13 protein-coding genes and 2 pseudogenes are annotated in these 18615 nt (G+C 65.8%); 7 read left to right on the top strand and 8 right to left on the bottom strand.

Annotated elements, in window-relative coordinates; translation table 11 throughout:
* Together BN4348_RS60750 and BN4348_RS38410 are read right to left on the bottom strand one after the other, a co-directional pair.
* A pseudogene (locus tag BN4348_RS60750) lies at window positions 1-189 on the bottom strand (adenylate/guanylate cyclase domain-containing protein); the annotation flags it as partial.
* 242 nt (window positions 190-431) lie between these two features.
* A complete protein-coding gene (locus BN4348_RS38410; RefSeq protein ID WP_066911314.1) occupies window positions 432-1337 on the bottom strand; it encodes a PE family protein in 906 nt (301 codons plus the stop codon).
* Window positions 1338-1749: 412 nt separating this feature from the next.
* On the opposite strand from BN4348_RS38410, the gene BN4348_RS38405 reads away from it, so the two are divergent.
* Entirely contained in the window at window positions 1750-2793 is a 1044-nt protein-coding gene (locus tag BN4348_RS38405) for an oxygenase MpaB family protein (RefSeq protein WP_066911311.1), read from the top strand.
* Here the strand turns inward: BN4348_RS38405 and BN4348_RS38400 are convergent.
* Genes BN4348_RS38400 through infC form a run of 4 tightly spaced genes read right to left on the bottom strand, consistent with a single transcriptional unit; the run spans window position 2780 to window position 4891 of the window.
* A complete protein-coding gene (locus BN4348_RS38400) occupies window positions 2780-3574 on the bottom strand; it encodes a TrmH family RNA methyltransferase (protein ID WP_066911308.1) in 795 nt (264 codons plus the stop codon). The genes BN4348_RS38405 and BN4348_RS38400 overlap by 14 nt on opposite strands.
* A gap of 9 nt (window positions 3575-3583) precedes the next feature.
* Window positions 3584-3979 (bottom strand): 50S ribosomal protein L20, encoded by a 396-nt coding sequence (rplT, locus tag BN4348_RS38395; RefSeq protein WP_066911305.1) that lies wholly within the window; start codon window positions 3977-3979, stop codon window positions 3584-3586.
* A gap of 57 nt (window positions 3980-4036) precedes the next feature.
* On the bottom strand, window positions 4037-4231 hold the full coding sequence (rpmI, locus tag BN4348_RS38390; RefSeq protein ID WP_066911302.1) for a 50S ribosomal protein L35: 195 nt from the start codon (window positions 4229-4231) through the stop codon (window positions 4037-4039).
* Between the two features lie 51 nt (window positions 4232-4282).
* Window positions 4283-4891: a translation initiation factor IF-3 gene (gene infC, locus BN4348_RS38385; RefSeq protein WP_084454058.1), complete on the bottom strand. Its 609-nt coding sequence runs from the start codon at window positions 4889-4891 to the stop codon at window positions 4283-4285.
* A 447-nt stretch (window positions 4892-5338) separates the two neighbouring features.
* Between infC and lysX the strand changes: the two are divergent.
* From lysX to BN4348_RS38365, 4 genes and pseudogenes are all read left to right on the top strand, one after another.
* Window positions 5339-8771: pseudogene (gene lysX / locus BN4348_RS38380) on the top strand (bifunctional lysylphosphatidylglycerol synthetase/lysine--tRNA ligase LysX).
* Window positions 8772-8847: 76 nt separating this feature from the next.
* On the top strand, window positions 8848-10365 hold the full coding sequence (locus BN4348_RS38375; protein ID WP_211145697.1) for an alpha/beta hydrolase: 1518 nt from the start codon (window positions 8848-8850) through the stop codon (window positions 10363-10365).
* A 143-nt stretch (window positions 10366-10508) separates the two neighbouring features.
* Window positions 10509-11174, top strand: a complete 666-nt coding sequence (locus BN4348_RS38370; RefSeq protein ID WP_066911291.1) for a TetR/AcrR family transcriptional regulator — start codon at window positions 10509-10511, stop codon at window positions 11172-11174.
* Window positions 11175-11233: 59 nt separating this feature from the next.
* Window positions 11234-13366, top strand: a complete 2133-nt coding sequence (locus BN4348_RS38365; RefSeq protein ID WP_066911288.1) for an Rv1355c family protein — start codon at window positions 11234-11236, stop codon at window positions 13364-13366.
* A gap of 24 nt (window positions 13367-13390) precedes the next feature.
* Here BN4348_RS38365 and BN4348_RS38360 read toward each other — a convergent pair whose 3' ends face one another.
* Window positions 13391-14170 carry a class I SAM-dependent methyltransferase gene (locus BN4348_RS38360; protein ID WP_066911285.1) on the bottom strand — a complete coding sequence of 260 codons (780 nt, stop codon included), beginning with the start codon at window positions 14168-14170 and terminating at the stop codon, window positions 13391-13393.
* 333 nt (window positions 14171-14503) lie between these two features.
* Here BN4348_RS38360 and BN4348_RS38355 point away from each other — a divergent pair, with 333 nt between their 5' ends.
* Window positions 14504-15874, top strand: coding sequence for a cytochrome P450 (locus tag BN4348_RS38355; RefSeq protein ID WP_066911282.1), 1371 nt, complete (start codon window positions 14504-14506; stop codon window positions 15872-15874).
* Window positions 15875-15980: 106 nt separating this feature from the next.
* Window positions 15981-17864, top strand: a complete 1884-nt coding sequence (locus BN4348_RS38350; RefSeq protein ID WP_066911279.1) for a putative bifunctional diguanylate cyclase/phosphodiesterase — start codon at window positions 15981-15983, stop codon at window positions 17862-17864.
* A 60-nt stretch (window positions 17865-17924) separates the two neighbouring features.
* Here BN4348_RS38350 and BN4348_RS38345 read toward each other — a convergent pair whose 3' ends face one another.
* On the bottom strand, window positions 17925-18524 hold the full coding sequence (locus BN4348_RS38345) for a class I SAM-dependent methyltransferase (protein WP_066911276.1): 600 nt from the start codon (window positions 18522-18524) through the stop codon (window positions 17925-17927).
* Window positions 18525-18615: the final 91 nt, after the last annotated feature.

Genomic DNA, 18615 nt, shown 5'->3' with positions numbered 1-18615 from the left:
GTCGGCGGCTCGCGCCGCCGCGCGCGGACCGCCCTCGCCCGCGGTGGAAAGCGGGTCGCCGAACTCGGGGTCCCCGGGCAACAGCCGGCGCGCACGCCGGAGAAACGACACCACGGCGGGGCTGCGATTCGTGGAGTGCAGCCACCTCGCCGGAGACCGCCGTTCCGAAGCCGAGGGCACCGTCCCCACCGCTTCATGTTCGGAGTTCAGGTCCCTTGCCGAGGCCTCGCCCGGGTCCGGATCGCGCGGCGCGAGTTCCACGTCGCAAGGGTAAGTAGTTTCGGCTGAGACGAGCAACGGCGATCGCGTTGTTTGTGTCACATCTCGCAACAAACGTCCTGCTCATTTGGTTGTCGCTGCGACATGCGTGGTGGGACCGCCGACGGGCCCATCTCTGGAATCAACCATCGCCGCGCGATCGGAACTGACGGTTAGACGGCGCTCATGATGCCCGCGAGGAGGCCGCCGAACATAGCACCGCTCAACGGGAACGAAGTGACCGTCCCGTCAGTCGAGGTAAGGCTGAAGGTGTCGGGCGCAAGAGGGGATAGAAGCCCGCCAAGGGGAATACTCACCGACGCCGTCGAGTATCCCGAACCCGAAGGCGCCGCCTCGGTGATCGTCACGGTTTGCTCGCCGTAGAGGAAACCGCTGCCCAAGTTCGCGGGAGCAGCGACGAGTGCGGTGATGGCCGCCACCGGGTTCCCCGTCTGTACCGCGCCGACGAACGCCGCACCACTGGCGTTGAGTGCGCTTAGCCCGTTGATCGGCGCCCCAATCGCATCAATGGCGAGCGCTAGCGGCGCGCCCACCTCGAGGGATCCTGAGGTAATCGTCAGGGTTCCCAGGACCGATTCGTTCCCGTACAGCGTCAGCACCACGGGACCGAGGGGGGTGAGTGTATTGATGATGGGAATGGCGACCTCTGGATCGAGCAAACCGTTGACCAGGCCCGTGCCGCCGGATTCCAGGGCGCTGGTCACGGCGCGCAAACCGCCGCCAGTGGCCAAAGTCTCGATGGGTACATTCAGCACGTTTAGCAAATTCTGCTGAGCATTCGCGGCCTCGGCGCCGACATACATGCTGGTGGCGGTGGTTAACCCGCCCACGAACTGGTCATAAAATGCCTGCGATTCAGCGCTGAGCGCCTGAAATTCCTGACCAATGTTGCCGAACAGTCTCGCGACCGCAATCGACACCTCGTCCTGAGCCGCGGGCGCGATCACGCTCGTCGGGGCCGCCGCCACCGCGCTGGCGGAGTTCAGCGCAGAGCCGATTTCCTCCAAATCCCCGGCCGCGGCCGCGACCAAATCCGGTACCACGCTTAGAAAAGACATAGTCGATCCCCTTTGGGCTCGCGACCGCGGTCACGAAATTGAGCACCGAGTGTACTGGCGTGCAATCCTCCGCTGGTTAAAGACCGTTAGCGCGTGTACGAACACCCACTCACACGCACGGCGACATACAGCGATGCGGTGTCGAGGCCGGCGCTGGCCTCACCTTCAGTCAACCTGCCACCAGGTCCCCCCGAGTGCACCTCGACAAACGTTCTCATCGCACCGCTGCCCCGCCCACGCGGAAACTCCATGACCACGGCGCCCGCCGCGCGCCATTCGACTCCACCGGTCGCAGGTCCGGCAGGACAGTCGTATTTCCAATTGGTAGCAGTTATGGCACGCGGCCGTGAAATTCTAGACAACGTGCGTTGTCAGAGCCTATCGTGAGCGCAGTTAGGCGCAGGAGGCCGAGATGACTGCCATACCAACGACATCCGCCGATCCGCTCGGACCCGACTCGCTCACGTGGAAGTACTTCGGTGACCTCCGCACCGGAATGATGGGCGTCTGGATCGGCGCGATCCAGAACATGTATCCGGAACTGGGCGCGGGCGTCCAAGAGCATTCCATCGTGCTGCGGGAGCCGCTGCAGCGGGTGGCTCGCTCCGTGTACCCGATCATGGGCGTGGTCTACGACGGCGACCGCGCCGCCCAGACCGGCCAGCAGATCAAGGGCTATCACCGCACCATCAAGGGCGTCGACGGCGCGGGGCGTCGTTACCACGCACTCAACCCGGACACGTTCTATTGGGCGCACGCCACGTTCTTCATGCTCATCATCAAAGTGGCCGAGTACTTCTGCGGAGGCCTGACCGAGGCCGAGAAACGACAACTATTCGACGAGCACGTGCAGTGGTACAGCATGTATGGCATGAGCATGCGGCCGGTGCCCCGATCGTGGGAGGAATTCTGCGAGTACTGGGATCGGGTGTGCCGCGAGGAGTTGGAGATCAACCAGGCGGCGCTGGACATCTTCAAGATCCGGATTCCCAAACCTAAATTCGTGCCGATGCCGACGCCGATCTGGGACCAGTTGTTCAAGCCGCTGGTGGCCGGCCAGCGCTGGATCGCGGCGGGCCTGTTCGAGCCGGCGGTTCGCGAGAAGGCCGGCATGCACTGGACGCCGGGCGACGAGGTGCTGTTGCGCGTGTTCGGCAAACTCGTCGAGCTGGCCTTCCTGGCCGTTCCCGACGAGATCCGGCTGCACCCGCGCGCGCTGGCCGCGTATCGCCGCGCCCAGGGACGGCTGCCCAGCGACGCCCCGCTCGTCGAGGCTCCGGCGTTCATGGGGCCGCCGCGTGACCGCCGCGGGATGCCGATGCATTACTTCCCGCCCCGGCCACGGTCCGCCCTCGACCCGGCCAAAGCGCTCATGGAGCGGGCCGGCTCGCTGGTGCACGGCACGCTTTCGCTGGCGGGTCTGCGGCCGGCCCGGGGGCGCGTCAGGGCCGCTTGAGCAGACCCAGAGCGTGCGCGCTCTGGTAGAGACAGATCGCCGCGGCGGCGGCGACGTTCAGGCTCTCGGCGCCGCCGGACATCGGGATGCACACGCGGTCGTCGGCGGCCGCCGCGAGCTCGACCGGTAGCCCGTGCGCCTCGGCGCCGAACAACCAGGCCGTCGGCGCCCCCAGGCCCGCCTCGTCCAGGCGTGTCGCCCCGTCGACGGTGGTGGCCAGCACCCGCAGCCCGGCGGCGCGCAAGGCGGCGACGGCGGCGGGGACGTCGGGCGCGGTGACGACCGGGATGGAGAAGATGCTGCCGGCCGAGGCGCGCAGGCACTTGCCGTTGTACGGGTCGACGCTGTGCCCGCCGAGGATCACGGCCCCCGCGCCCATGGCGTCGGCGATGCGGATCAGCGTGCCCGCGTTGCCCGGCTCACCGATCGCGACGGGAACCACGACCAACGGCGGCGGAGCGGCCAACACATCCTCGAGCCGGATCGCCGGCGTGTCACACACCGCAACCAACCCCGTCGGGGTGACGGTGTCCGACAGCGCTTTTGCGGCCCGCTCGGTGACCAGATGGACCGGGCAGCCCTGGGCGTCCAGCAGCGGGGCGTGCCGCTGCGCGGCGGCTTCGCTGACGAACACCTCGCGGATCAACCCGCGAGCGGACGCGGCCTCGACCAGGTTGGGGCCTTCGGCCAGGAATCGTCCCGCCCGCCGGCGACCGACGTGCCGGAGCAATTTGACCGCCGCGACCACCCGGGCCGAGCGTTCCGTGAGGGCCGCGGGCATCGTCGCGGGTTAAGCGGCCTCTCCGGAATCCGAGGGGGCGTTGACGTCGTCGGGCAGGGCCGCCCGGGCGACCTCGACCAGCGCGGTGAACGCCGCCGGATCGGAGATCGCGATGTCGGCGAGGTTTTTGCGGTCGACCTCGACGCCGGCGGCCTTGAGGCCCTGGATCAGCCGGTTATAGGTGATGTCGTTGGCGCGCGCGGCCGCATTGATCCGCGAGATCCACAACTTGCGGAACTCGCCCTTGCGCGCACGGCGGTCGCGGTAGGCGTAGTTCAGCGAATGCAGTTGCTGCTCTTTGGCTTTGCGGTAGAGCCGGGATCGCTGGCCGCGATAGCCTTTCGAGGCTTTCAGGACGCTGCGCCTCTTCTTGTGGGCGTTGACCGCCCGCTTCACGCGTGCCATTGGGTGTTCCTACTCTCGTTCAGGCAGTGATTGGTTCGTCAGGGTCTGGTCGGCTGGTCAGCCGTTGAGCAGCTTGTTGACGCGCTTGGTGTCGTTCGCTGCCACCACCGTGCGGCCGTCGAGCCGCCGGGTTCGCTTGGTGGGCTTGTGCTCGAGCAGGTGGCGCCGATTCGCCTTCTGGCGCACGATCTTTCCGCTACCGGTGCGCCTGAACCGCTTCGAAGCCCCGCTGTGGGTCTTGGCCTTGGGCATGTTTCCTCTACTTCGTTTCTCGTACAGCTCGTACTTGCTCGCGCTGTCAGGTCAGTTGGCCGACGGGTCCGTGTCCGGCGCCGCCTCGGCGTCCGTCGCGGCACTGCTTCCCGGTCCCTCGGGATGCCGCGCCCTGGCGCGGGTCTTCGCACCGCGGTGCGGCGCCAGCACCATCGTCATGTTGCGGCCGTCCTGCTTGGCGGACGTTTCGACGAATCCGTATTCGGCGACATCCGCGCCCAGCCGCTGCAGCAGTCGGTAGCCCAACTCGGGCCTCGACTGCTCGCGTCCACGAAACATGATGGTGACCTTGACCTTCGATCCCGCCTCCAGGAAGCGAATTACGTGGCCCTTCTTGGTCTCGTAATCGTGATCGTCGATTTTGGGTCGCAGCTTTTGTTCTTTGACGACGGTCTGCTGCTGGTTCCGGCGGGACTCGCGCGCCTTTTGCGCCGCCTCGTATTTGAACTTGCCGTAATCCATGATCTTGCAGACCGGTGGTCTGGCGTTCGGGGCAACTTCGACGAGATCGAGATCGGCGTCCGCGGCGACGCGCAGTGCGTCTTCGATGCGCACTATGCCTACCTGCTCCCCTCCCGGGCCGATCAATCGGACTTCAGGTACGCGGATGCGCTCGTTGACGCGGGTCTCAGTGCTGATGGGGCCTCCCTTGTTGGGCTTCTACTTCTCCGGTGGCGGCCACTCCCCGCACCCGTCGGAGGTCCAGCGGTGAAAACCCACACCACCAGCAAAAAAGCCCTGCACAAGCAGGGCCCAATGCCGACCGATCGCGGCTCATACCAGCCGCCCGCGCTACCCGCGGAACAGGCATCCACGATGCCTGTGACCGGACCGTGTCGCCGGAAAGAGGCTCGAAGCCTGCCTCGCGGCTAGCGGTGGGAGTGGGACTCCACTTACTGTTCCCCGGCGTTCACCGGGATGGTCGCAGCCCACAGTTTAGCAGCCGTGGGGCGTCTTCCAGCACGTCTGCGTCGGGGCCGGGAGTTCGGCCCGGGTGACGCCACCCGACACCGCGGGCGATTACCCGCCGTGGCTCTTGGCGCTTCGTCAGGATTTTCATGGGTTGAGGGCATATCCTCGCGGTCTGTGACTGTAGCTACGTCCCGCTTCGGCCCACGTTCGGGCAGCCAGCCTAATTCCCGGTATCGGTGGGTACCGGCGGCGGCGGGCTGGACGGTCGGGGTCATCGCGACCCTGTCGCTGGTCGCCAGCGTGTCGCCGCTGATCCGGTGGCTGATCAAGGTCCCGCGGGAATTCATCAACGACTACCTGTTCAACTTCCCCGACACCAGCATCGCGTGGTCCTTCGTGCTCGCCTTGCTGGCCGCCGCGCTCACCGCGCGCAAACGCGTCGCCTGGGTGCTGCTCCTCGGCAACATGATCCTGGCCGCCGCGCTGAACGCCGCCGACATCGCCGCCGGGGACAACACCGCGGCCGAATCCTTCGGCGAGAACCTCGGTTTTGCGGTGCACATCGTCGCGATCGTGCTCCTGGTCCTGTCCTATCGGCAGTTCTGGGCCAAGGTGCGCCAAGCCGCCCTGTTCAAGGCGGCCGCGGTGCTGGTCGCCGGGTGGGTGATCGGCATCCTGGCCTCCTGGGGCCTGGTCGAGATGTTCCCGGGCACCCTGGCGCCGGACTCCCGCTTCTGGTACGTGGTCAACCGGGTCGTCGGATTCTCCCTCGTCGATCCCGACGCCTTCACCGGCCGGCCGCACGTTCTGCTCAACGCCGTCTTCGGGCTGTTCGGCGCGCTTGCGCTGATCGCGGCGACGATCGTGTTGTTCCAGTCCCAGCGCGCCGACAACGCGCTCACCGGTGAGGACGAGTCGGCGATCCGCGGGCTGCTGGAGCTGTACGGCAAGAACGACTCCCTGGGGTACTTCGCCACCCGCCGCGACAAGTCGGTGGTGTTCGCGCACAGCGGCCGGGCCGCCGTCACCTACCGCGTCGAGGTCGGCGTCTGCCTGGCCAGCGGCGATCCGGTGGGCGATCCGAGGGCGTGGCCGCAGGCCATCGACGCGTGGCTGGGGCTGTGCCAGACCTACGGCTGGGCGCCCGGGGTGATGGGCGCCAGTTCGCAGGGGGCCCAGGCCTATCGGGAGGCCGGCCTCAACGCGCTGGAGCTCGGCGACGAGGCGATCTTGCTGGCGTCCGATTTCAAGCTGTCCGGCCCCGACATGCGCGGAGTGCGCCAGGCGGTGACGCGCGCGCGCCGGGCCGGTCTGACGGTGCGCATCCGGCGCCATCGCGACATTTCCGCCGACGAGATGGCCGAAACGATTTCCCGCGCCGACGCCTGGCGCGACACCCAAACCGAGCGCGGTTTCTCGATGGCGCTGGGCCGGCTCGGCGATCCCGCCGACGGGGACTGCCTGCTGGTCGAGGCCCTGGACCGCGACGGCCGGGTGGTCGCGATGCTGTCGCTGGTGCCGTGGGGAAGCACCGGCGTCTCCCTGGACCTCATGCGCCGTTCCCCACAATCCCCCAACGGCACCATCGAGCTCATGGTCAGCGACCTTGCCCTGAACGCGGAAACCCTTGGCATCATCCGTATTTCGCTGAACTTCGCCATGTTCCGGTCTGCATTCGAGCAGGGCGCCCAGCTGGGCGCGGGCCCGGTTGCGCGGTTGTGGCGCGGGTTCTTGCTGTTCTTCTCACGGTGGTGGCAGCTGGAGACGTTGTACCGCTCCAACATGAAGTACCAACCTGATTGGGTTCCCCGCTACGCCTGCTACGAGGACGCCCGGCTGATTCCGCGCGTCGGCGTCGCCTCGGCCCTGGCCGAGGGTTTCCTCGTGTTCCCGTTCAGCCGGCGCAAGACGCACACCGGGCACCACCCCGCCGTCCCGGCCAGGCTGGCCGAGTCCGGGCTGTTGCATCACGACGGGTCGGCGCCCGACGTGAGCGGGCTGCAGCGCGGGGTCAGCGCCGCCGAGGCGGAGGAGTTCAGGTCCCGCCTGCCCGAACAGGTTCGGGTCCGCCTGGCCAAGCTGAAGATCCTGCAGCGCAACGGCGTTGACGCCTACCCGGTGGGAACCCCGCCCAGCCACACCATCGCCCGTGCGCTGGATGCCAACGACGAGGAAAGCGTGTCGATTGCCGGCCGCATCTTGCGGATACGCGATTACGGCGGCGTGCTGTTCGCCCAGCTGCGTGACTGGTCGGGCGAAATGCAAGTACTGCTGGACAATTCGCACCTGGAGCACTGTCGCACCGCCGATTTCACCGCGGCCATCGATCTCGGTGACCTGGTCGAGATGACCGGGCAGATGGGCTACAGCAAGAACGGGACCCGCTCGCTGATCGTGCGCGACTGGCGGATGATCGGCAAGTGCTTGCGGCCGTTGCCGAATAAGTGGAAGGGGCTGACCGACCCCGAGGCGCGGGTGCGCGCCCGCTACGTCGACCTGGCGGTCAACCCCGAATCGCGCGATCTGATCAAGGCCCGCAGCAGCGTGTTGCGGTCCGTGCGGGAAACGCTGTTCGCCAAGGGTTTTATCGAAGTCGAGACGCCCATCCTGCAGCAGGTTCACGGTGGCGCCACCGCCCGGCCGTTCGTCACCCACATCAACACCTACGACATGGACCTGTTCCTGCGCATCGCGCCGGAGCTGTACCTGAAGCGGCTGTGCGTCGGCGGCGTGGAGCGGGTGTTCGAACTGGGCCGCGCCTTCCGCAACGAGGGCGTCGACTTCAGCCACAATCCGGAGTTCACCCTGCTGGAGGCCTACCAGGCCCACGCCGACTACAAGATGTGGATCGATGGTTGCCGGGAGCTCATCCAGAACGCGGCGCAGGCCGCCAACGGCGAACAGNGGACAGTAGGCCCACGGCGACTACGAGATGTGGATCGATGAGTGCCGGTAGCTCACCCACAACGCGGCGGAGGCCGCCAACGGCGAACAGACCGTGCTGCGGCCCCGCAGCGGCGGTGCCGGCGCCGACGGGCGCCTCGAGCCGGTCGACATCTCCGGCATCTGGCCGGTGAAGACCGTGTACGACGCGGTGTCGGAAGCCCTCGGCGAGCGGGTCGACACCGAGACCTCGCTGGCCGTCCTGCGCAAGCTGTCCGACGCCGTCCACATTCCGTATCGCGCGCACTGGGACTCCGGCGCGGTCGTGCTCGAGCTGTACGAGCACCTGGTGGAGGACAAGACCGAGCAGCCGACCTTCTACATCGACTTCCCCACCTCGGTGTCGCCGTTGACCCGGCCGCACCGCAGCCAGCCCGGCGTCGCCGAGCGGTGGGACCTGGTGGCGTGGGGTGTCGAGCTGGGGACCGCCTACAGCGAGCTGACCGATCCGGTGGAGCAGCGGCGTCGCCTGCAGGAGCAGTCGCTATTGGCGGCCGGCGGGGACCCCGAGGCGATGGAGCTCGACGAGGACTTCCTGCAAGCCATGGAATACGCCATGCCACCCACCGGCGGCATGGGCATGGGCGTCGATCGGCTCGTCATGCTCATAACTGGCCGCAGCATCCGGGAGACCCTGCCATTTCCGCTGGCGAAGCCGCACTGAACGAGCCTTGAACTCCTCCATGCAGCGCGGCGCACATTCGGCGATTATGTTCCGGGGCGGTTAACGATCGATCACAATGAGTCACGTGACCGCCACCGCACCCTCGGCGCCCCTTGGGCCGGAGCATTTGCTGGCGAGTAGTCACATTTCTCTGATGCACGGCTGGGTGCCGACGACGATCCAGATCGGTGCCGCGGTCGTGCTGACGCTGGCCGTCGGCTGGCGGTCGCGGCGCTGGCGGACGATCTGGCTGCCGCTGGCCGGCGTGCTCGGCGGCACCGCTGCGTATGTGACGCACTGGTACATCGTCGATCGCGGCCTGTCCGACGAACCGGCGCCGTCGGCGCTGTGGGTGTGGATCGCGTTGGCCGGCCTCGCAGCGGCGGTGCTGGTGCTGGGCTGGCGCAGCGCGCCGCCGTGGCGACGCGGCGCGACCGTGCTCGCGGTGCCGCTGTGTTTGCTCTGCGCGGCGCTGGCGCTCAACCTGTGGGTGGGCTACTTCCCGACCGTGCAGGCGGCGTGGAATCAGCTCACCTTCGGCCCCCTGCCCGATCAGACCGACCCGGCCACCGTCACGGCGATGGTCGCACAGCGGGCCCGGCCCTCGCACGGCAGCGTGGTGCCGGTGGTGATCCCTTCGGAGGCATCGCATTTCAAGCACCGCGGTGAACTGGTGTACCTGCCGCCCGAATGGTTCGCCAGGGGGCACCACCCGCTTCCGGGGGACAGCCCGCCGCCGGCGTTGCCGACTGTGATGATGATCGGCGGGCAGTTCAACACGCCGGCGGACTGGACGCGAGCGGGCAACGCGGTCAAGACCATCGACGACTTCGCGGCCGCGCACGCCGGCAAGGCGCCGGTGTTGGTGTTCGTCGACTCCGGAGGGGCCTTCAACAACGACTCCGAATGCGTCAACGGTGTTCGCGGCAACGCGGCCGACCACCTCACCAAGGACGTTGTCCCCTACATGATTTCGAAATTCGGCGTCAGTCCCGACCGGTCCAATTGGGGCGTTGCCGGCTGGTCGATGGGCGGGACTTGTGCCGTGGACCTGACCGTCATGCATCCCGAAATGTTCAGCGCGTTCGTCGACGTCGCCGGTGACTTCTACCCCAACGCGGGCACCAAAGCCCAGACCATCGCCAGGCTGTTCGGCGGAAACGCCGAGGCGTGGGCGGCGTTCGACCCGACCACGGTGATCAACCGGCACGGCCCGTACCGCGACGTGGCCGGCTGGTTCGCCATCTCCTCGGACGGCCCGCCTGCACCGCGGCGCGACCCGTCGGTAACCGACGCCGGCGCAATGCGTCTCGTCAGTCGTGACGCCGCGGCCAACCCGAGCAATCAAACGGCGGCCGCCTATTCGCTGTGCGCGCTCGGCCGCGCCAACGGCATCGAGTGCGCGGTCCTCCCCCAGCCGGGCAAGCACGACTGGCCGTTCGCAGACAGGGCCTTCGCGGCCGCGCTGCCGTGGCTGGCCGGCCGCCTCGGCACTCCCGGGGTCACCCGAACCCCGCTGCCCACCGCGTCCGCCCCGCCCGCGCCCAGCCGGGTGGTGGTCCCGGCCGAGCGCTCCAGCACCGCCGGCAAGTAACGCCGCCGTCGCTTCTCGAGATGTCGTCGAAGCGGGCGACCATCCGACGCTTGCGCTGGCGCAACGCAAATGCCGGAACAATACGCGGTTACGGTAATCCGATACCCCCATATTGGGACGCGATGCGGGTGTATTGTCCGGCCGTGGGAACCACCCGCCTGTTTCCGTACGACCCGCCCGAGCCGCCCGAGCCGTCGGCCAAGGAGCGGATTCGTGACGCCGCGCTGAGCTGCTTCGGTCTTCGCGGTATCGCTGCCACGCCGCTGCGCGCGGTCGCCGAGACCGCGGAGGTGTCGATTGGGCTGGTGCAGCACCACTTCCGCACCAAGGCCGCGCTGACCGCCGCCGTCGATCAGTACGTGCTGCAAGTGCTCGGTGAGGCGCTGGAACCCAGAACACTGCCCGAACCGCCCTCCGACGGGCTCAACGAAGCCGGGCGCCGGCTGACCGCACTGATGGTTACACGTCCCGACGTCATGACCTATCTCGGGCGCGCGCTCGCCGAGGGTGGTGCATTGGGTTCGGTCATCTTCAGCGGGCTAGTGGGCATCAGCGCAGGCCAGGGCGACCAGTTCGTGGAACAGGGCACCCTCCGACCTGACCTTGATCCCGATTGGGGGGTACTCAACCCGCTCATCCTGCGCATCGGCGCCATCATTCTGCACCCGTACATCGAGCTCTACCTGGGCAAGTCTTTCTTCACTGAGCCGCAGCTTCGACGCTGGGACACCGCCGTCACGAGCCTGATACGGCAAGGACAATTCCTCGAGCAAACGGAACCCCCCGGCACAGACGTCATCGCTTGGTGAACGGCCGACCTCGGCGTCGAGCGGCCGCGTCGCCAGTCAGGTGCTATACACGAAACACCATGGACGAGCCCGAGGTAACCGCGTACAGCGCACAAATTCTCGACCCAGACGAGTTCGATGACGGTCTGTTGCTGCAGCGGCTACGAGATGAACCCAGCGTCGAGGTCATCGACCGGACCGACGCGCAACTGGCCAATCTGCGCAACCTTCGGCCAGCACCGGATTCGGAGCTCCTTGGCGAGCGGACCCGGTGGGCGTACTACCCGTGGCGCCGGACCGTCGTTGCGGTGCTGGGCCCACGCGGTTTTCGGGCGCTACGACTCGATCGCAACAGAAACAACATCACCCATGAAGAACAGGCCCGGCTCGGCTCGCTGACCATCGGGGTGGCCGGTCTTAGCGTCGGCCATGTCATCGCTCACACCCTGGCATTGCAGGGGTTGTGCGGCAGCCTTCGGCTGGCAGATTTCGATCATTTGGAGCTTTCGAATCTGAATCGGGTGCCTGCAACAGTCTTCGACCTTGGGTTAAACAAAGCGCATGTGGCGGCACGCAGGATTGCCGAGCTCGACCCCTACCAGGCAGTGGATGTGTTCGCTGCCGGAGTCACCGCGGACACCGTTGACGCGTTCCTGGATGGACTCGACATCGTCGTCGAAGAGTGTGATTCGCTCGACATGAAGGTTGCCCTGCGCATGGCAGCCCGCGACCGGCATATCCCGGTGTTGATGGCGACCAGCGACCGCGGCAGAGTCGATGTCGAACGCTTCGATCACGAACCCGAACGTCCGATCCTGCACGGGCTGCTGGGCGAGCTAAACATCGAGCTTCTCCCGGGGATGAGCATCCGGGAAAAGATCCCTTATATGCTGCGGTACGACGAAGCCGAACGCGTATCGGCGCGCACTGCTGCATCACTCGTCGAGATCGACCGATCGCTATCGACCTGGCCCCAGTTGGCATCCGATGTCATCGTTGGCGCTTCAGCACTGGCCGAAGCTGTGCGCAGAATCGGACTGGGCGAAGAGTTGAAATCCGGTCGGTGCCGCATTGACATGGGCTGGGAACTCGATCAACTCGACGAAGTCGAAACGGCCCAGCTTCGCCCGTCGCACGAAGACGAGCATGGAAGCAAGCCGGCGTCTGCCACGATCAACGACACGATCGTCGCTGCCGCTCTGCGCGCCCCCTCGGGCGGAAACAGCCAGCCGTGGTATATAGACGCGGAACCGACCAAAATCACCATAAGCATTGCCACAGAACATTCTTCAACGATGGACGTCGGCTTCCGCGGCAGCGCTGTCGCACTGGGCGCAGCCCTGTATAACGTCAAAATTGCTGCGGCCGCCCGTGGGATGCTCGGACCGGTGAGCGTCGCCGAAGACGTAGACGGATCTCCTTTACGAGCCACGATGCACTTCGAAAACGGTCACGATCCCGCCCTCGCCGCTCTCTATGAGCCGATGCTCGCACGCGAGACCAACCGCCATTGCGGAACGCCTCAATCACTTGACGACCAGACGATCAAGTTGCTCACCGCCGCAGCCGAGCGCGAGGACGCACGTCTGCACCTGCTCACCGATCGCGACGACCTTTCGCGGGCTGCAACGATTTTCGGGGCGGCCGACCGCATCCGGTACTTGACACCGCAGCTACACAACGAGATGGTCTCGGAACTGCGCTGGCCACGAGATCCCGACCCCGACACCGGCATCGACGTGCACAGCCTCGAACTCGATGCCAGCGACTTCGCATTGCTTGACGTCGTGCGCCGTCCCGATGTCATGGCTTACCTTGCGGAATGGAACGCCGGCAGCGCGCTGGGCGACGGCATGCGCGACCAGGTCATGGCCAGCTCCGCGCTGGCAGTGATCACGGTGATCGGAGAGCGGCTTCGCGACTACGCCCGTGGCGGATCAGCCGTTGAGGCGGTATGGATCCTCGCCCAGCGCGAAGGGCTCGCTGTCCGGCCGTTGTCACCGGTGTTCTTGCACGCTCGCAATGCTGCCGATCTCAATGAATTGTCGGCGGGCTTTGCCGCCGAGTTAAGGCGATTGCAAAGCGATTTTGTGCACCTCACCGGGGCCGATCCCGAGGAATCTACCGTGCTGGTCTTTCGGTTGACGATCGCACCGCCGCCGTCGGTACCGAGTCGCCGCAGCCTGAGCCGAGTCCGTTCGCAGCGCCTGTAATGCGATTCTCGTGCGCCAGCCGACTCAAAACGGTTTCGCAGTGAACCCCCAGCGCAACAGAGCCGACTCGCGGCGGGCCGGTCCGCGCAGCTGAGTGTCATGCGTGCCGCTTAATGCGTTTGGCTTGCCGCGTGCACCGAACATCCAGTACGCCTGCAAGTAGGGCAACGGAGTCGAATGACCGCAGTGCATTCCTTGCAGTCCGGCGGCGGCGATCTCTTGCGATAGCTCGGCGATGGTGAAAGCCGCCGCCTCGCTTGCAATTGCATCTTGGCGCAGGACAGCCGGCGACGCAGGGTCGGCAATCTGCAGCATCTTAGGGGCGGCTGTCGGGTCCCGCAGCCGCTGAAAGTCGGAGATCCATAGGGCAGCTCCGCTGCGGTGTTGGACGTCAGCGATCTGGCTGAGGGCGTCGCGCAACGTGTCGAAATCAGGTAGCTGATGCAGGGTCCACATGCAGGAGATAGTGTCCCAACGGCGCGTCGCAATCCCCTCCGGCAGCGCGGTGATGTCAGCCCGCAGCAGTTCGACACGCTCGCCCAGGCCCTCAGCGTCGAATAGCTCCTGCGCCGTCGACAGCATGTTGGGGGCCAGATCGACAGCGGTTACCCGAACGTCGGCCCGGCGCCGCAGGACGGCACTGAGCGCGCGGCCTGAGCCTACGCCGAGATCCAGTAGGTGACCACCGGGAGGCAGGAGCGCATCAAGCGCGCGAGCGCACAAATCGTAGACCGCACGGATCCCTGGGTTAGATGCGCCGCCGGTGTGAAATTGTGCAACCGACTCCGGATCGTCCACCACCATCGGCTCAGGAATGCGCTGACGCCCTGCTGGATGGGACCGCTCGCGCAGAACGATCCCAGGCACCCGCCATAGCGGCCGAATTCTCTTCACCCTCAACCTCTCATGGACTCCGCGTCATCGATTTCGCGTTAGGTTCTGGCGGTGGTCAGGTACCACGGCGAACTGTTCTAGATGATTATTAACCTGACTCGGCGATTTCCCGCGGGTGCCCGCTGACTTTCGACGTCCCGAAGTGGATGTCGTGCAGTACTTGCCGGTTCAGCGGCTATCGGTAAGCTTTCGCCTGCGCGGTCGTTCGATCCGCGTCGGCAGCGTTATCCGCGGGAGGTAGGCGTGGTTCAGGCCCTTGCGAATGACCGACTCAAGTCCTTGCCCCTCCCGCCCGTGAACCCGATGCCTTTTCGTCAGCGCCTCGCGGCGGTGAGGGAATTCAGCACCGGAACGGAGAGGCTGCGTGATGCCGGCGGGCGGGTGAGCTATTTCACGTTAGGGCCGCGATGGCTGATGCCTCCAATGGTGTTAGCGACGTCTCCGGAGGCTATTCGCGACATCCTCAGTACCAAAGATGATTCCGTGGACAAGACAACTCCCGTCTTCGAACAGGTGCGTCATATCATCGGCGCCAGCCTTACCGATCTTCCCTTCGAGCCTTGGAAGTCACGTCGGCGCACCCTACAGCCCGTCTTCACCAAGCAGCGTGTGAGCGAGTTCGGCGGTCACATGGAGCAGGCGGCGCATGCGGTGAGTGAAGGTTGGCGTGAGGATTCCGTCGTCGATTTGGACGCCGAATGCCGCGCGATCACGTTGCGCGCGCTTGGCCGATCGGTGCTCGGGCTCGACCTGGAAGAGCGGGCCGACGAGGTTGTCGAGCCACTGCGGGTCGCGCTCGCTTACGCGGTCAGGCGTGCGACAAGCCCTTTGCGCGCCCCTCGCTGGCTGCCCACACCGGCGCGTCAGCGCGCGCGAGCAGCCAGCGCCAAACTCCATGCTCTGACGCAGGAGATTTTGCGGGATTGTCGCGCGGATCCGACACGAGTCGCGCCACTGGTCCACGCACTCCTCGCCGCCGAGGATCCAGAGACCGGAAAACGGTTATCTGATGACGAGATTTGCGACGAGCTGGTCATGTTCCTCTTCGCCGGCCACGACACCACGACAACGGCGTTGACTTATGCCCTGTGGGCCCTGGGACACCACGCCGATTGCCAGGACCGAGTCGCTGTAGAAGTGGCAGCACTGCCGGATCGGCCGCTGACGTCCGACGACATTCCACGGCTGGGCTATACGGTGCAGGTGATACGGGAATCGCTTCGCCTGTGCCCTCCGGCGCCCACGGGGACACGCATGGCGTGCCGGGATGTTGAGGTGGGCGGCTACCGTGTGCCGAAAGGCACCATGCTCATTGTCGGGAGAATGGCCGTACAACGCGACCCACAGCTTTGGGATGATCCCCTCCGATTCGACCCCGAGCGGTTCAGCCCGGAGAATTTCAAGGCTCTCGATCGGTGGCAATACGTGCCCTTCGGCGGCGGACCGCGCTCGTGCATTGGCGACCATTTCGCCATGCTCGAAGTCACACTCGCCTTGGCGACGCTCATCCGCAGAGTCGAAATCCGCTCTCTCGAAGACGTATTTCCGCTTGCCTTGCACTTCACTATGATTGCCGGTGGTCCGATCCCTGCTCGCGTTCGACCGCGTCGCTAGGCGAGTTCGAAATCGGACTTACCTGGTGTGACGTTGACTGCATCATTGCTAGACGCGCTATGCAATGCGGACGCCCCGCCCAGGTTACCGCTACGGTAATGGGGCAATGTCGGGCAAACTGGACCACCTGGTCACCGCTGCCGCCGCCGAGCTGATGGCGGCCACCGCGGCTGACTCTGCCGCGATCAGCCAACGCGTGCTCGGGAACCTGGTTCGCGACCTGGGAGTGGACTTCAGCTTCCTGCGCCACAATGATCACAGCATCCGCGCGACGGTCCTCATCGCCGAATTCCCGCCGCGGAACGTCGACCCGGACCCGATCGGTTTGGTCTATTTCGCCGACGCCGACTCCATCTTCGCCCGGACGGAACACCTCAAGGTGCCGGAGGTGGTGCGCCCCGAGCCGGAGAACGCCGACTACCAGCACCGTATCGAGGAGGGCACCGGGGCTCCGGCCGTCTCGCTCGCCGCCGTTCCGCTGCTGTCGGGCGACGTCACCACCGGCACGCTGGCCTTCGGCAAGCTTGGAGACCGTGAATGGCTACCAGAAGAACTCAACGCGCTACAGGCGATCGCCGCGCTGTTCGCTCAGCTGCAGGGCCGCACCGTCGCCGAACAGCAACTCCACTACCTCGCCGAACACGATGACCTCACCGGCCTGCTCAACCGCAGGGCGCTGATCAAGTACCTGGACCAGCGGCTGGCCGAAGGACAGCCCGGCCCGGTGTCGGTGGTGTTCCTCGCCCTGGATCGCTTCAAAGTCATTAACGATCACCTTGGTCAAAGCGCCGGCGACCGGTTCATCGAGGCCTTCGCCAGGCTGGTGCGCGAGGCCACCGACCTTCCCGCGGCCATCGGCCGCTTCGGCGGTGACGAGTTCGTTGTCGTCCCCGGGTCATCAATAGGCGACGAGGCCGCCGAAGCTTTCGCTCAGTCGTTGCACGATCGAGTCCACAAGCAGGTGGTGATCGACGGCGAGATGCTCACTCGCACGGTCAGTGTCGGTGTGGCATCGGGTCGACCGGGGCAGGACAGCACCTCGGATCTACTGCGCCGGGTCGACCAGGCCCTCCGATCGGCGAAAAGTTCTGGCGGCGACGCGGTCGCGACTTTCAGCCCGGACATGTTGAGAACCAACATGATCCGCAACGATATCGAACTGTATCTGGAAGGCCTGATCGACGGCGGCAGCGGCGCAATGGTACTCCATTACCTTCCGGAGTTTGACATGCGTACCGGTGAAATCCTCGGCACCGAGGCGCTAATCCGTTGGCAACACCCTACTCTCGGGCTGTTGATGCCCGATTCGTTCATCCAAGTGGTCGAATCGATCAATCTCGGCGCTAAACTCGGTCGTCTCGTAATGCGGGCGGCGTGTGCGCAATTCGGACTTTGGCGATCACGCGACATCGGGCGCGGAACCGTCTTGCGTATCAACGTGTCACCCGTGCAGCTCGTCACCGATGGCATCATCGACACCGTCGCAACGACCCTCGCGGAGTTCGGCCTCGACCCCAACACGGTATGTCTGGAGATCACCGAAAGCGTTGTGGTCCAAGACATCGACGCCACCCGGAAGACCCTGTTCGGATTGAAGGACATTGGAGTACAGATCGCCATCGACGACTTCGGCACCGGCTACAGTGTGCTGACATATCTGAAGTCTCTTCCGGTCGACGCACTCAAGATCGACAAAGGCTTCGTCCACCATCTCGATACCAACGCCGGTGACCTGGCCATCGTGCGGTCGACACTGGCGCTGGCCGACGCTTTCGGGCTCGACGTCGTCGCCGAAGGCGTCGAGACGGTGGCGGCGGCCAAAACGCTGCTCGCCCTGGGTTGCTCTCGGGCGCAAGGCTTTCTGCTGTCACGCCCGCTCGAAAGCACGGCAATGGAGTCGCTGCTCGCCAAGCGCGTCATACCGATGGATTTCTTCGACTCAAGCGATGCGCCGCAGCCTCAAAGACCGGGGAGAAAGGACGTTGTCTAGGCCCGCGGCAAGCGCAGCCTACGGCGGCCAATTCCCAGCACACCCAAGGGCGATCGAAGTTTAAGGGCGGCGTTGAAACAGGTAGTAGTACGTCGGGGTCTTGTCGTCGAGTTCTCGCTCGTCACCCGTCGACAGCAGTGTCCAGCCGGGGGCGAATCGTCGTTCCATTTCGGCGCGGTCGATGCCCGGCACCCCGAATCTCCCGCCGGGAGGAAACGCGACGATGTACAGCCGCGCGCCGGTCGCCGCCACGGCGCTGACTTCCCGGACGTACGCCGCACGGTCGGCGCCACTCATGTTGTGCAGGCAGCCGTTGTCGACGATCAAGTCGAAACCGGTACCGATCCCCTCCTGGCTCAACTGCGTAACGTCGGCGCGAGCAAAGTTGACCGACGCAGCCGCCGCGCGGGCCTTGGCGCGGGCCTTCTCGAGCGGCTTCTCGACGTAGTCAACCCCGGTGACCTTCCACCCGTGCTGGGCAAGGTAGATGGCGCAATCCCCGGTACCGCATCCGACATCCAGCGCCGAGCCCGTAGGCAACGCAGGACTATCGGCAGTTCCTTCGACCAGATCCCGCAGACCCTGCCCGATCGCATGACCTTCCCACGGCGTGAAACCGATGCGGTAAAAGAACCGAAATCGCGTGTGTCGAGAAGCCATAGCCGCAATCATGGCATTCGCGGCCACGAGCACCTATCCGGCCCCACCCGGCCTCTTCAGCCGATCGCTTGGGACCGCAAGCGCAGCCGGG

The sequence above is a fragment of the Mycobacterium interjectum genome (assembly GCF_900078675.2).
Lineage (GTDB): Bacteria > Actinomycetota > Actinomycetes > Mycobacteriales > Mycobacteriaceae > Mycobacterium > Mycobacterium interjectum.
Note: the sequence above shows the minus strand (reverse complement) of the source record. Positions and strands in the feature narration are given on the sequence as shown.

Bases quoted from the DNA above. Each gene is read 5' to 3' on its own strand.
- BN4348_RS38410 (WP_066911314.1), bottom strand. From the start codon at position 1,337: ATGTCTTTTCTAAGCGTGGTACCGGATTTGGTCGCGGCCGCGGCCGGG.
- BN4348_RS38405 (WP_066911311.1), top strand. From the start codon at position 1,750: ATGACTGCCATACCAACGACATCCGCCGATCCGCTCGGACCCGACTCG.
- BN4348_RS38400 (WP_066911308.1), bottom strand. From the start codon at position 3,574: ATGCCCGCGGCCCTCACGGAACGCTCGGCCCGGGTGGTCGCGGCGGTC.
- rplT (WP_066911305.1), bottom strand. From the start codon at position 3,979: ATGGCACGCGTGAAGCGGGCGGTCAACGCCCACAAGAAGAGGCGCAGC.
- rpmI (WP_066911302.1), bottom strand. From the start codon at position 4,231: ATGCCCAAGGCCAAGACCCACAGCGGGGCTTCGAAGCGGTTCAGGCGC.
- BN4348_RS38375 (WP_211145697.1), top strand. From the start codon at position 8,848: ATGAGTCACGTGACCGCCACCGCACCCTCGGCGCCCCTTGGGCCGGAG.
- BN4348_RS38365 (WP_066911288.1), top strand. From the start codon at position 11,234: ATGGACGAGCCCGAGGTAACCGCGTACAGCGCACAAATTCTCGACCCA.
- BN4348_RS38360 (WP_066911285.1), bottom strand. From the start codon at position 14,170: ATGGTGGTGGACGATCCGGAGTCGGTTGCACAATTTCACACCGGCGGC.
- BN4348_RS38350 (WP_066911279.1), top strand. From the start codon at position 15,981: ATGTCGGGCAAACTGGACCACCTGGTCACCGCTGCCGCCGCCGAGCTG.
- BN4348_RS38345 (WP_066911276.1), bottom strand. From the start codon at position 18,524: ATGGCTTCTCGACACACGCGATTTCGGTTCTTTTACCGCATCGGTTTC.